Source organism: [Scytonema hofmanni] UTEX 2349, assembly GCF_000582685.1.
Taxonomy (GTDB): Bacteria; Cyanobacteriota; Cyanobacteriia; order Cyanobacteriales; family Nostocaceae; genus Hassallia; species Hassallia hofmanni.
The window spans coordinates 1944264-1957067 of sequence record NZ_KK073768.1; the positions used below are offsets into that span (position 1 = coordinate 1944264).

Sequence of the window (12804 nt, forward strand, 5' to 3'; positions counted from 1 at the left end):
AATTTGAGGTAACTGTGGCACGTAAACGCTTGATTATTGAGATGGCGATGGGGATAGATCAGCATGGACAAGAACCGACAGTAGCAGCGGCAAGAGCTGTGAGAAATGCGATCGCTCACAATGCTTTGCCTGGTGTTTGGGAAGTCGCTGGTTTAAGCGATCCCGATGAAATGATTGTGGAAGTTCAGGTAGCAGTCCCCTACCCCGAACAAGTGCGAGAAGCAGAAGTACTAGCTGTACTGCCCTTTGGTCGCAAAACTCTCGTCGTCGAGTCTGGGGGTATGATTGTCCAAGGACGGGCAATTCCCTCACTCAACGATAAAAATGACGAAATGTTGATCGCTGTGGCATCTGTGACAGTTTTAATTGAAACTGAATAATAAAGTATTCAGTTTTGTCAATGGGTCAAAGTGAAAAATTATGAATTTACAAGATAAAAACTGGGAAAACTTATTTGGACATATCACGACTGAAGGTATTTCTTGGCATGGAATATGGACTATGTATTCCCCAGACAAAGAAATTATTAGATCCTTTAAAGCCGTGAGAAGATTTCAGGCTAATGAAGATAAAACTGTTATTACTCACATTAATAAATATAGCTACACCGACGGGACAGAGGAAGAAAAAATCTGGCATATTGACAAGGAAACTTGTAACCAGCCTGATGGAATAATTCATCCAGCACTTTTATCTACAAGGTCAGTGTCCTTTGGTAACGATAACAATGCCGTGATATCAAAAAAATTGGAAGCTGGAAAAAAATTTGCTGGGGAATTATTTTTCAGATATCAAGATTGGCGAACTAGTGTAGTTACTATGTATGCTGAGAGTGGCAAGTTGGAGAGAATTACGATAATTCACGAGCATCTAAATAGCTTTCCCAATACACCAGCCAAAGCAGAAATAGAAAAGTTGCCTGGAAAGTGGAGCGGACGAAAAGAATATCTAAATAGTGATTTACAAATATCGGCTTCAGGAGAAAATAAAGAGCTTGTACTAGATCCAACAAATGGAAAAAATAAGACGATATCTCTGCCAGATGGGATTGTTGTCAATGTGCCGGAAAAAGTTAATATTGGAGAAGAATTTGAGATAGTATCTGGTAAGCTAGTTACGGAAAACGAGTATAAAAGACTGACAACTAAATATGATAAATCGGGAGCATTTACGATGTTGATTTCCGAAGTCTTTAGCTTGCAAGATTAGGAGTTCGGCTGCCAATATGACGCATCTGGGTTTAGAGGTTTAACATTACTGCCTAAGCATTTGCTAAGTTGAAAATAGTTTCATTACCATTCGCATAAGTGGAAAAATTATGACAACCGAAATAAAGATATCAGAAGCGGCACAATTAACTTCTAGTTCCCAGATGTCTGAGAAAGAGCAAGAATTGAACTGGAGACAATGTTGGTATCCGATTACCTTCGTGGAAGATTTGCCAAAAGACCGTCCTTATAGCTTTTCTTTGTACGATGAACCGTTGGTCTTATTTAGAAACAAAGATGAAGAACTTGTCTGTTTAATAGACCTTTGTCCCCATCGTGCAGCTAAACTTTCTGATGGACAAATTATCGATGGCAAAATTGAGTGCTTGTACCACGGTTGGCAGTTTGGTAAAGATGGTCAATGTCTACATATTCCCCAATTACCAGATGAAGCCAAAATTCCTCTCAACTCTTGCGTGAAGTCTTTTATGGTTGTGGAATGCCAGGGCATGATTTGGATGTGGGCAGGTGAAGCCGACACTGCTGATGATAAACTAATTCCAACTATAGCGGAGTTGGACAAGCCGGAATTCGTTAGTACAAATATTGTGCGTGACCTGAATTACGACCAACAGTTTTTCATAGAAAACGTTGTAGATACGGCTCACGTTAACATTAGCCACGCTGGAACCCAAGGTAAGCGAGAAAATGCCCAACCTTTAGAAATGGAAGTTATCGAAAGCTCGAAAAATGGGTTTCTTGGCAGGTTGCGGGGAACAAGAGAACCTAATAAACCTTGGAGTCCAATAGAATTTATTGCTCCCAACTTTGTTATTTACAGATTTAGCATTCCACAGAAAAATTGGGCTGGGGGGCTGGCTTTATATTCGATACCTCTAGGCAAGGGTCGATGTCGCGTCCTTGCTAGAAATTATCGTAACTTTATGACTTGGAAAGTCAAGGTAACACCCCGGTGGTTAGATCATATGTTTCGTAACAAACTATTGGAAGAAGATTTGCCACTCGTTGTGGGGGCAGAAAAACAAATTGAGCGCTTAGGGCAGAACCTAAAAGAAGTGTATTTACCGCTGAAAACTTGCGATGTATTTGTCATTGAGTACCGCAAATGGTTAGATAAATTCGGGTCTTCTTTGCCTTATTATCATGGCTATTCCACGTCGAAAAATGTTGTTAGTAGAGAGTGCGATCGCCAACTTATATCTCTAAACCGAATAGAAGAACACACACATATTTGTAGTTCTTGCAATCAAGCATATAAAGTAACAAATCGATTGGTACAAATCTTTGTGGGAGTAGCGATCGCACTGGCAGCATTAGCCATAATTACAGACGGTTCAAAAATGCAAATAGCGCTAGTTTTGGCATCTCTGGGAGCAGTAGTTTCAGCAGCTAGCTTAGGAAAACTTAAAACCCACTTTGAACGTTATTACACTCGTAAGTAAGTAATACAGCAGATTTCAGGTAAATTATGTACATGCGTAAAACCCAAAACCCCCTCAGAGAGGTTCCACGGTACGTCTCTACGTGTATTTAATAACGAAGAAGGATGGAGCGATCGCACCGGGTATTGTTGTAATTTTGAAAGACGCAGTTAGCCTAACTCGCATGGTGAACTTGCAAAAAAAGCAACTGAGGAGAGAAGATTGGCTTTATAATTACAAATTATCCTAATAGTTTTGGGCTAAAATATTAACTATTGAGGTAGGAATCTCTGGCAGTAAGTTTGATCAACGACTAATCACCATTACGTAAAGTGAGTATGTCTCAAAACAATGATGAATTACTCCAGATTGAAAAGCTAGCCGAACTTAAACCGAAGCATTTTGCTGACTTAGTGAGAGCGGCACAATTGATTTACGATCCAACAGCGGGACTTTCTGGTAGACATTTAAAAGTTGACTGGCAAGATTTCGGTGTTCCTTTGAATGTCGTGGACAATCTGAAATCACTTGGTCAGAAGTATCAATATGCCTCTCCCCACATACCAGTTGAAATTATTTGGAGTCAATTAACTCCAGAAACTCGTATTTGGTTCATGGCAAATAAAGATAGATTGTGGCAATTTGAAGAGGCTTTTCCGGCACTTGATGAAGATTAGGTGTCCGATGCGCTATTGGCAAATGTCAATAGCGCACCTAACAATCATTAATTTGGTTATACCAAATTAAGATGAAGCTGCATAGAATTTGATTTCTAGAATAATTGACCGCAGATAAACGCAGATAAACGCAGATAAATACGGATGATTATTATTCTGTGCAGCCTCACATAAAATTGGTATTAGGCTGCTTGTATCAAATCTGTTATGCTCAGGATAATATTTTTTTAACGCAAAGGTGCGCTGAGGGTAACGCTGAGGTACGCGGAGTTTGAAGAGAAAGTTTTTTTATTCAATTGCAACCAAAGCGGATAATTCTTGCAATTTATTTAACACTTGTTCTGCATGACCTTTTGATTTAACAACTGACCATGTATAGGCAATGATTCTATCAGGTGAAATTAAAAAAGTTGACCGTGCCACACCCATATATTCTTTTCCCATAAATTTTTTTAATCGCCAAGCACCATACATTTCTGCTAAATGATGTTCTGGGTCGCTTAATAAGGTAATTGACAAGTTATGTTTGTTAATAAATCGACAATGAGATTTAGCAGAATCTGTGCTTACTCCTAATATTTTGGCTTTGAGTTGGTTGAATTCCTGGTTAAATTCAGTAAAGTCTTTGGCTTCAACAGTACATCCAGGTGTGTCGTCTTTGGGATAGAAATAAAGCACAACCCATTTATCAGAGAAATCACTGAGACTAACTTGATTGTCGTCTTGGTCTAGTGCGGTAAAATTAGGCGCTTGTTGTCCTGTTTGGGGAATGTTGTTCACGAAGCAAGGGAAGAAGTGTAAATTTAGTTCACTCCTAAATATATCAATTGAAGCTGTTGCATATTAGACATGTCCCGAAATTAAATATGCGTCATCCAAAACCCTTGTACCAGACGCGAAATTGAACTTCGTTCCGCTTCGCTAACGCGTCTCTACATTCTTTTTCACTCCTATGTCTATTTGACAAATGCAGTGGTTTAATAAACATAAATGCAACTTATAGCTCAAAAAACGCCTAAGAAATGTTAAATCTAGTATCGTTAAGCTATAAAAAATCAGCGTGAAAGCACAGGTATTTAGAGGCGTTAATCAACTTTCTTACGAAGATATCCCAGTTCCAGAACTCTCAGCCGATGAAGTTTTGGTACAAGTGCGGGTAGTCGGGTTGTGTCAGTCGGATATCAAAAAGATTCGCTATCCGCTATATGAACCACCGCGTATCTTTGGACACGAGACGGCAGGAACGATCGCCGCAGTCGGTAATGAAGTGAAAAATTGGGAAATAGGACAACGTGTGGCAGTAATGCACCACATCCCTTGTATGCGTTGTGCGTACTGCCTCAATGATAATTTCTCAATGTGCGATGTCTACAAAAATATTTCCACCACAGCGGGGTTTAACGCTAGTGGGGGTGGTTTTGCGGAGTATGTCAAGGTTCCCGGTCATATAGTGCGATCGGGTGGATTGATTCCAATTCCTGATGATATCAGCTTTGAAGAAGCAAGTTTTGTAGAACCGACTAACTGCTGTTTGAAGGCAGTAAAAAAAGCTCAAATTATTCCTGGTCAAACAGTTTTGGTTACTGGTGCCGGTCCTATTGGGTTAATGTTTGTCATGTTGGTGAAGCATTTCGGAGCAAAAGCGATCGCCACCGACTTACTGCCCTCTAGAATTGAAAAAGCTTTAAATGTCGGTGCAGAAGCCGCATTTGATGCCCGCGATCCCGATTTACCTGCTAAAATTCAAGCACTAACCGATGGTATGGGTGTTGATGTCACCTTGCTAGCTGTCCCCAGTGATAAAGCTTTCTTTCAGGCTCTTGATTGTACCCGCAAAGGTGGAAAAATCGTCTTTTTCGCCGAGTTTCCCGATGAAATGGAAATTGCTATTAACCCGAATCTTCTGTATCGCCGGGAAATTGACTTGATGGGCAGTTATAGTTCATCATATCGCTTGCAAAGTCTCGCAAGTGATATAGTGTTTAATCGACGCATCGACGTCAAAGCATTAATTAGCGATCACTATCCCCTAGAAAAATTATCTCAAGCTGTAGAAATGGCGATCGCACCCACTTCGGAAACTTACAAGATTTTGATTTATCCATAGTTTTGGGGACTAGGGACTGGGGAATTTGAAGAGGGGGAAAGGGGAAAGGGGAAAGGGGAAAGGGTAAGAAATAAGAAACATTTCTCCCATCTCCCCATCTCCCCATCTCCTTGTCTCCTTGTCTCCTTGTCTCCTTGTCCCCCCCTCTCCCACTCCCCCCCTCTCCCCATCTAAATGTTTACAATTTTCATCTCTTTACTAGCCTTATACGTTGCTTTCAACTTGGGAGCAAATGATGTTGCTAACGCGATGGGGACTTCTGTAGGTTCTAAAGCTGTTACCCTAAGACAGGCTTTGATAATTGCTGGGGTATTAGAGTTTACAGGTGCTGTATTGTTTGGGCAAGAGGTATCAGAAACACTAGCGACGAAAATCGCCAATCCCGCTTTATTTGTCGCTGCACCGCAAATGCTTTTAACTGGGATGGTGACGGTGTTAATCGCGTCTGGGGTGTGGTTGCAAATTGCCACCTCACGGGGTTTACCTGTATCATCGTCTCATGCAGTTGTTGGTGCGATCGCTGGATTTAGTTGGGCAGCTTTGGGAGTTAACGCCATTGATTGGTCTTCAATTAAGTTAATTACCCTTGGTTGGATTGTTACCCCCCTGATAAGTGGTGTGATCGCAGCTTTATTTTACAGTCAAATCAAGCGCTGGATTCTCGATCAACCTAATCAGATAGCGCAATTAAAAGAATGGATTCCTTGGTTGAGTGCATTGCTGCTGGGGATATTTGGAGTAATTGTCCTACCCTCACTGACTCAAGGAGTCACAAAATTTTTGATTGAGCAATTTGGTTTAAATATACCTGCTCACGACATCCCAATTTTCACAGGTGCCATAGCAGTAGTTGGACTGACTTTATATAGCTGGAGAGAATTGGAGGATAAGGAGGACAAGGAGACAAGGAGACAAGGAGACAAGGAGAAATCAGCTTTTCCTATCCCCCCCTCTCCTCATCCCCCCCTCTCCCCATCTCCCCATTCCCCATTCGCCAATCCCACCGAACGCTTATTTGGGAAATTTCAACTAATTAGCGCTTGCTTTGTAGCATTTGCTCATGGATCTAATGATGTGGGCAATGCGATCGCTCCTTTGGCTGCGATCGTTTACATTAATACTACTGGTGCAGTTCCTATCAATGGCATTACGATCCCCATCTGGATTTTAATACTTGGCGGTGTTGGTATTGTCGCTGGTTTAGCCATTTGGGGCAAAAAAGTTATCGCTACTATTGGCGAAAGCATCATTTCCCTACAACCTAGCAGCGGATTCTGCGCCGAACTCGCCACAGCCACGACAATTTTGCTTGCCTCCCGGCTGGGTTTACCCGTTTCCACCTCCCATGCCCTCGTTGGCGGCGTAGTTGGCATTGGACTAGTGCAAAATCTCAAGTCTATTCAATTCCAAACTCTCAAAGGAATTGCCGCTGCATGGCTTATTACAGTCCCCCTCAGTGCAGCCCTCAGCGCTGCCATATTTACAGTGCTGAATGCTAAATTCTGGTAGGGAGATGGGGAGATGGGGGAGATGAGAAGATGGGGGAGATGAGAAGATGGGGAAGATGGGGGATAGGAAAAGCAGATTTCTCCCCAGTCCCCAGTCCCCAGTCCCCAGTCCCCAGTCCCCACTCCCAAATCCAAAAGGGGAGATTTTGCAGAAAAACGTTTAATTCAGTAAAATGATTTTCAGGCAAAGGGAATATTTTTTTCCACCAAAGAATATTTTCATCCAGATTTGGGATGAAAGGTGTAACGCAATTGACATTCTCCACAAATTTACAGATAGGTTTGAGAAGTTCGACAACTGCATTAAGCCAAACGTAAAAAACACAGAAATCCGTAAGTCATTGATAATTGCTATTGCCGTTAAAAGAATAGATATCTATTTTTGATGATATTTTCCCGGATAAAAATATCGCTTGATGATAGCTGATTTGAATATAACTTACACAAGAGTTGTCTGTGATGCATCAATCAAAGGGAATCTCCACCAATCAAGTACCAAAACAGTAGAGGAAATTATCCGGTTTGATAACGCTGTGTTGAGCATCACGCAATTAAGTTAAAACGCGTAAGTCCTGTTAAGATTTTTAGTTTATCTGACAAAATACAGGAAATAGTATGAGCGCCAAGCAATTTCACCAGAAGCTGCATTATCGTCAAGGGGTCAGAGGTTAGAGACTAATGGGGCGATTTGAGAACCGACCAGAAAACCCCCGTACAAGAGGGGAAATATCTAGGGCAGCAGAAACTGCCTTGTGGGGTGTAGTTGAGGATTTGCAAAGCCTCCAGCAGAATTTGCTCAAATCCTTACAAGAAGATATAAATCGGCTGGAGTCAGACAAGAAAGACTTAGCTGATGAGATTAAACGGCTGCAAACCGAAAAAGAACAGCTACAACAGACGAAGCAAATAACTGAACAACAAGCTTTGGTACGTCAGTTGGCGCAAGTTCTCGCAAATCATATATCTTCTCAATTACAATCTTCGCTTTCGGCTTTAGCTAATCAAGCAATCGAACGCGATTTAAACCAAGGAAATGCGATCGCCGAAAGGGGTGCCGCAGGTATCGCGTCACATGAGGCTAACAGTAATATTGTTACAGAAATCAATAAAAATACTGAACAATTGATTGGCAGCCTAGATGACACCTTAACTATCACCTTGAAGTTACTGCAACAAGAGTTAAATAACCATCAAAGTGGTATTTCTCAACAGTTGTCTCGGTTGCAAAGCCGACAGCAGCAAGGGGAAGCGATGTTGGTAGAATTAACCAATCGGCTCAACAAGGAACTAGAAAAAAAAATCCTAACTACACTAGTTACCCCAACGAAGTCTGTTGAGTTAGCACCAAACGAGCAAAGACAGGAGAATATCAAAAACACTTCTTCAGCCAAAGAAGTCAGCAAACCTTCCGTTGAGCCAATTTCTGTTATTCCCAAGGAAACATCAAGCAACGGAACTACATTATCTGCATCTTCTGTAACAGAAAAAGAAGTCAGCAAACCTTCCGTTGAGCCAATTTCTGTTGTTCCCAAGGAAACATCAAGCAACGGAACTACATTATCTGCATCTTCTGTAACAGAAAAAGAAGTCAGTAAACCTTCCGTTGAGCCAATTTCTGTTATTCCTAAGGAGACATCGAGCAACGAAACTACATTATCTGCATCTTCTGTAACCGAAAAAGAAGTCAACAAAGCTTCCGTTGAGCCAATTTCTGTTATTCCCAAAGAGACATCGAGCAACGGAACTACATTATCTGCATCTTCTGTAACAGAAAAAGAAGTCAGCAAACCTTCCGTTGAGCCAATTTCTGTTGTTCCTAAGGAGACATCGAGCAACGAAACTACATTATCTGCGTCTTCTTTGCCGGCATCAAATAACACTTCTACAAAGCCACCAGAGGTGAAAAAAGACCCGAAAGAGCCAATTTCTGTTCTTTCCAGAGAACTAAGCGACACTACATTACCCTTATCCCCTCCATCAGAAATCAAGGCAAAGCCACCAGAGGTAAAAAAAGACCCGAAAGAGCCAATTTCGGTTATTTCTAGAGAACTGAGCGACACTACATCATCTGGATCTCGTCAGCCACAACGACCTTCCCGTGGCGCTGGAGCCTTACCACCCATGAAAATGGGTTTATTGCTGATTCTGTTTTCAACGGTGCTGTCATCGCTTTACAACGTCGCTATTAAGGCACTTTTTCAGCCAAATTCCCTAATTTTGGGTGCGTTTCAAGTTGAGCAGTTGATATCGCCGACGTTGGGAAATTCTTTGTTAATTTTGATGCTGAGGATGCTGGTGGTTGTACCACTAATGTTAGTTTTAGCGCCGATGATGCATCAGCGAGTATGGCAAGATTTACATTCCTTGGCTGACTCAGTACGGGGAAATCCTTCTCCTACGAAAGCAAGTACGCGACGGGTTTTGATATTGTCGGTTGTGAGTGGATGCTTTTTATTTTTGTCTCAGTTGCTGATTTATTTGGCGATTGGTCAAGTAACAACGGGGATGGCGATCGCACTATTCTTTATTTATCCGATGATTAGCGGGCTTTTGTCTTGGTTTTTGTTCCGCGATCAACCAACATTATTTCGGATCGGTGCGATCGCATCGATTTTTATCGGTGAATTGTTGATGTTGACCGGGCAAGCTAATGCCGGTATTGGTAATAACTATGTAGGAAGTATGAGTGCGATCGCTTCTGGAGTGAGTTTCGCTATTTACGTAATTCTGACACGGATTTGTGCTGCTAAATTACATCCTGTCACATTTACTTTAATTAACTTCGCGACTATGCTATGTTTGTGCCTCATCGGTTTGATATTGCCTTTACCAACTAGCTCAAGTTTGATAGTTGATCCCAATCGGTTATTAGAACTTATCTTAAGCGCTTTTATCTTGGGTGTAATGACCTTGGCATCTTATGTGTTGAATAACCTTGGAATTAGCAAAGTTAGTGCAACCCGTGCAGCGATATTCGGAGCCAGTGTCCCAGTTTTAACCGTGATTTTGGCTGGGTTAATTATTCAGGAAACGTTATCAATGGTTCAGGCTTTAGGAATCTTACTCATTACTTTTGGTGCAGCCGCATTTAGCCTAGAAAGAATACGCGCATCTTAGCGACTGGGGCATTGGGCATTGGGCATTGGGCATGGGGCATTGGTAATAATTCTTTTCCCCTTTCCCCCTCTTCAAGTCCCCAGTCCCCAGTCCCCTCTTCATGCCCCATGCCCCATGCCCCATGCCCCATGCCCATAATAGCTGTGCCTGTGTGTTATAAAGTACGGGTAATTTTCCGTTATACTACCAAGAATACTCTTAAATAACGCATAATTAAATAATCTGAAGTGAAGATATTGCCTTCAGTTGGGTGTATACTACTTACTTTCCTTTAGCTGATAACTGTGTAAACGTGCTATTCAACTGTCTGTAATATGAGTAACGACATAGATCTGATCAAACGTCTTGGTCCGAGTGCGATGGATCAGATCATGCTTTATCTAGCTTTTAGTGCCATGCGGACTAGTGGGCATCGGCATGGGGCGTTTTTAGATGCGGCAGCAACGGCAGCAAAGTGTGCAATTTACATGACCTATCTGGAGCAGGGACAAAACCTGCGAATGACAGGGCATTTGCACCACCTTGAGCCGAAGCGGGTGAAAATCATTGTTGAAGAAGTGAGACTTGCGCTGACAGAGGGCAAGCTGCTGAAGATGCTTGGTTCCCAAGAACCGCGCTATCTAATTCAGTTGCCTTATGTGTGGATGGAAAAGTTTCCTTGGAGACCTGGGCGATCGCGCATTCCGGGTACAAGTCTGACGAGTGATGAGAAAAGGCAAATTGAACAAAAATTGCCGCAGAACCTGCCTGACGCCCAATTAGTCAGTTCTTTTGAGTTTTTAGAACTGATTGAATTTTTGCATAAGCGATCGCAAGAAGACTTACCCGAAGAACACCGTATGGGTTTGAGTGAAGCTTTAGCGGAGCATATCAAGCGCCGTCTGCTATACTCAGGCACCGTCACAAGGATTGATTCTCCTTGGGGAATGCCTTTCTACGCTCTCACCCGTTCTTTTTACGCCCCTGCTGACGATCAAGAGCGTACATACATCATGGTCGAAGATACCGCTCGGTATTTTCGCTTAATGAAAGATTGGGCAGAACGGCGACCAAATTCGATGCGAGTCTTGGAAACTATGGATGTGCCACCAGATCGATTAGAACAGGCTTTGTCAGAATTGGATGAAGTTATCCGCGCTTGGGCGGATAAATATCACCAAGAGGGTGGAGTTCCAATGATTTTACAGATGGTCTTTGGTAACAAAGAAGACTGATATCAATAGCGATTAGCGCAACGAATTGCTAATCGCTTTAATTCTTGGGGGGATTGGTGGGAATTGGGGTGCTCTCAAAAACTGGTTGAATATTTTGCTGCGATCGCGTTGCCGGTATAAACGAAGGTAAATAACCGCTCACCGCTCGGTCACTCGCATCAATACAATTATCCATCGCTTGCACAGGAGCAGAGTCAGTTTCTGCACGCAAACCCACAACACATTCTGCGAAACGCACTGGCAACAAACTGCGATTACAGTAATTTAAAGCTGCTGGGTTTACAGCCTCTTTAACATTTGTACTAATACCTACTACACAAGCGGCTAAATCTTCAGGACGCCTTGCTTGCTTACAAGACGCAAGTGCCTCCGTCGCGGCAATTTGCGTTTGTCGCTGAATTCTCGACACGCACAAAGACAACTCTTTCGGACGCAGTGCGTTTGCACAACCAGCAGATGCCGCATCAGGAGTGACGCCGAGACTTAAAAGGCGACCCGCACAAACACGGTAATCATTTGCGTAAGTGGCGGTGACAGCCATACCAGGTAAGGAACTTCCCACCCATCCAGCTACAGCCAAAGCTGGGACTAAAAAGCGAATTGTTTGATTTTTTAACATTCCAAAGGCATAACTACCGTGTTTATTCGGACTTTTGCTGATTTTTTTTGCGATCGCTAACATTGCCATTCTCCAAACACCCAAGCATATGCTATCTCAAATTGGGGAAATGGGCATTGGGCATTGGGCATTGGGCATTGGGCATTGGTAATAATTCTTTTCCCTTTCCGCTTTCCCCTTTTCGCTTTTATAATAGAATGTCTGGGTAAAATTAAACAGGATTTAGATTAAGGAAACACATGTCCCGATATAGAGGACCACGGCTCAGAATTACTCGCCGCTTAGGTGACTTACCAGGATTAAGTCGTAAAACCGCTAGACGCGCTTATCCACCAGGTCAGCATGGTCAGAACCGCAAGAAGCGCTCTGAGTATGCCATTCGTTTAGAGGAAAAGCAAAAGCTCCGCTTCAACTACGGTCTGACCGAAAAGCAATTGCTACGTTATGTACGCAAAGCTAGACGTGTTACTGGTTCTACCGGACAAGTGCTGCTGCAATTGCTAGAAATGCGCTTGGATAATACCGTTTTTCGCATGGGTATGGCTCCCACCATTCCAGCGGCTCGTCAGTTAGTAAATCACGGTCACGTAACTATTAACGGTCGTCCCGTGAATATTGCCAGCTACCAGTGCCGTCCCGGTGAAGAAATTGCGGTGAGAAACCGCGAACAATCGAAGAAGTTGGTAGAAGCTAATTTGCAATATCCCGGTTTAGCTAACCTTCCCAATCATCTAGAGTTTGATAAAAACAAGATGCAAGGCAAAGTTAACGGTGTGATTGAGCGTGAATGGGTGGCATTACAAGTTAATGAACTACTCGTGGTTGAGTATTACTCACGTCAAGCTTAATGAGGCAATAGGGACTAGGAATTAGGGATTAGCCCCCTATGTTTGTGTATTCCTCTATACTCTT

Annotated in this window: 13 protein-coding genes; 10 read left to right on the forward strand and 3 right to left on the reverse strand. The window is 42.6% G+C overall.

The annotated features are described in order from the left end of the window. The first annotated feature begins 14 nt into the window (after positions 1-14). The 5 genes from TOL9009_RS0113750 (at position 15) to TOL9009_RS0113765 (ending at position 3327) form a co-directional block, all read left to right on the forward strand. Entirely contained in the window at positions 15-380 is a 366-nt protein-coding gene (locus tag TOL9009_RS0113750) for a Lin0512 family protein (RefSeq protein ID WP_029633321.1), read from the forward strand. A 40-nt stretch (positions 381-420) separates the two neighbouring features. Continuing rightward, positions 421-1209: a DUF3598 family protein gene (locus tag TOL9009_RS0113755; RefSeq protein ID WP_029633322.1), complete on the forward strand. Its 789-nt coding sequence runs from the start codon at positions 421-423 to the stop codon at positions 1207-1209. A gap of 109 nt (positions 1210-1318) precedes the next feature. After that, the gene (locus TOL9009_RS0113760) at positions 1319-2671 is read left to right on the forward strand and encodes an aromatic ring-hydroxylating dioxygenase subunit alpha (RefSeq protein ID WP_029633323.1); all 1353 of its coding nucleotides are present in this window, start codon (positions 1319-1321) and stop codon (positions 2669-2671) included. 82 nt (positions 2672-2753) lie between these two features. Beyond that, positions 2754-2900, forward strand: coding sequence for a hypothetical protein (locus TOL9009_RS47260; protein WP_186227551.1), 147 nt, complete (start codon positions 2754-2756; stop codon positions 2898-2900). An 88-nt stretch (positions 2901-2988) separates the two neighbouring features. Next, positions 2989-3327 (forward strand): hypothetical protein, encoded by a 339-nt coding sequence (locus TOL9009_RS0113765; RefSeq protein ID WP_029633324.1) that lies wholly within the window; start codon positions 2989-2991, stop codon positions 3325-3327. Positions 3328-3615: 288 nt separating this feature from the next. Here TOL9009_RS0113765 and bcp read toward each other — a convergent pair whose 3' ends face one another. Beyond that, entirely contained in the window at positions 3616-4107 is a 492-nt protein-coding gene (bcp, locus tag TOL9009_RS0113770; RefSeq protein WP_029633325.1) for a thioredoxin-dependent thiol peroxidase, read from the reverse strand. Between the two features lie 280 nt (positions 4108-4387). On the opposite strand from bcp, the gene TOL9009_RS0113775 reads away from it, so the two are divergent. The 3 genes from TOL9009_RS0113775 (at position 4388) to TOL9009_RS0113790 (ending at position 10059) form a co-directional block, all read left to right on the forward strand. Further along, positions 4388-5434: a zinc-dependent dehydrogenase gene (locus TOL9009_RS0113775; protein ID WP_029633326.1), complete on the forward strand. Its 1047-nt coding sequence runs from the start codon at positions 4388-4390 to the stop codon at positions 5432-5434. Between the two features lie 174 nt (positions 5435-5608). Next, positions 5609-6943 carry an inorganic phosphate transporter gene (locus TOL9009_RS0113780; RefSeq protein ID WP_029633327.1) on the forward strand — a complete coding sequence of 445 codons (1335 nt, stop codon included), beginning with the start codon at positions 5609-5611 and terminating at the stop codon, positions 6941-6943. A 677-nt stretch (positions 6944-7620) separates the two neighbouring features. Continuing rightward, positions 7621-10059, forward strand: a complete 2439-nt coding sequence (locus tag TOL9009_RS0113790) for a DMT family transporter (protein ID WP_029633329.1) — start codon at positions 7621-7623, stop codon at positions 10057-10059. Here TOL9009_RS0113790 and TOL9009_RS47265 read toward each other — a convergent pair. Beyond that, positions 10031-10195 (reverse strand): hypothetical protein, encoded by a 165-nt coding sequence (locus tag TOL9009_RS47265; RefSeq protein ID WP_186227552.1) that lies wholly within the window; start codon positions 10193-10195, stop codon positions 10031-10033. The genes TOL9009_RS0113790 and TOL9009_RS47265 overlap by 29 nt on opposite strands. A gap of 178 nt (positions 10196-10373) precedes the next feature. Here TOL9009_RS47265 and hetR point away from each other — a divergent pair, with 178 nt between their 5' ends. Then, complete coding sequence (gene hetR / locus TOL9009_RS0113800; protein WP_029633330.1) at positions 10374-11273, forward strand: heterocyst differentiation master regulator HetR; 900 nt, start codon at positions 10374-10376, stop codon at positions 11271-11273. A gap of 37 nt (positions 11274-11310) precedes the next feature. On the opposite strand, the gene TOL9009_RS0113805 is transcribed toward hetR, so the two are convergent. After that, the gene (locus TOL9009_RS0113805) at positions 11311-11955 is read right to left on the reverse strand and encodes a hypothetical protein (protein WP_029633331.1); all 645 of its coding nucleotides are present in this window, start codon (positions 11953-11955) and stop codon (positions 11311-11313) included. A gap of 176 nt (positions 11956-12131) precedes the next feature. Between TOL9009_RS0113805 and rpsD the strand changes: the two genes are divergently transcribed. Continuing rightward, complete coding sequence (gene rpsD, locus TOL9009_RS0113810) at positions 12132-12740, forward strand: 30S ribosomal protein S4 (RefSeq protein ID WP_029633332.1); 609 nt, start codon at positions 12132-12134, stop codon at positions 12738-12740. Positions 12741-12804 lie beyond the last annotated feature (64 nt).

Excerpts from the sequence above, each read along its gene's own strand:
- TOL9009_RS0113780 (WP_029633327.1), top strand. The coding sequence starts at position 5,609 with ATGTTTACAATTTTCATCTCTTTACTAGCCTTATACGTTGCTTTCAAC.
- TOL9009_RS0113755 (WP_029633322.1), top strand. The coding sequence starts at position 421 with ATGAATTTACAAGATAAAAACTGGGAAAACTTATTTGGACATATCACG.
- TOL9009_RS0113790 (WP_029633329.1), top strand. The coding sequence starts at position 7,621 with ATGGGGCGATTTGAGAACCGACCAGAAAACCCCCGTACAAGAGGGGAA.
- rpsD (WP_029633332.1), top strand. The coding sequence starts at position 12,132 with ATGTCCCGATATAGAGGACCACGGCTCAGAATTACTCGCCGCTTAGGT.
- TOL9009_RS0113760 (WP_029633323.1), top strand. The coding sequence starts at position 1,319 with ATGACAACCGAAATAAAGATATCAGAAGCGGCACAATTAACTTCTAGT.
- TOL9009_RS0113805 (WP_029633331.1), bottom strand. The coding sequence starts at position 11,955 with ATGTTAGCGATCGCAAAAAAAATCAGCAAAAGTCCGAATAAACACGGT.
- hetR (WP_029633330.1), top strand. The coding sequence starts at position 10,374 with ATGAGTAACGACATAGATCTGATCAAACGTCTTGGTCCGAGTGCGATG.
- TOL9009_RS0113765 (WP_029633324.1), top strand. The coding sequence starts at position 2,989 with ATGTCTCAAAACAATGATGAATTACTCCAGATTGAAAAGCTAGCCGAA.
- TOL9009_RS47265 (WP_186227552.1), bottom strand. The coding sequence starts at position 10,195 with ATGGGCATGGGGCATGGGGCATGGGGCATGGGGCATGAAGAGGGGACT.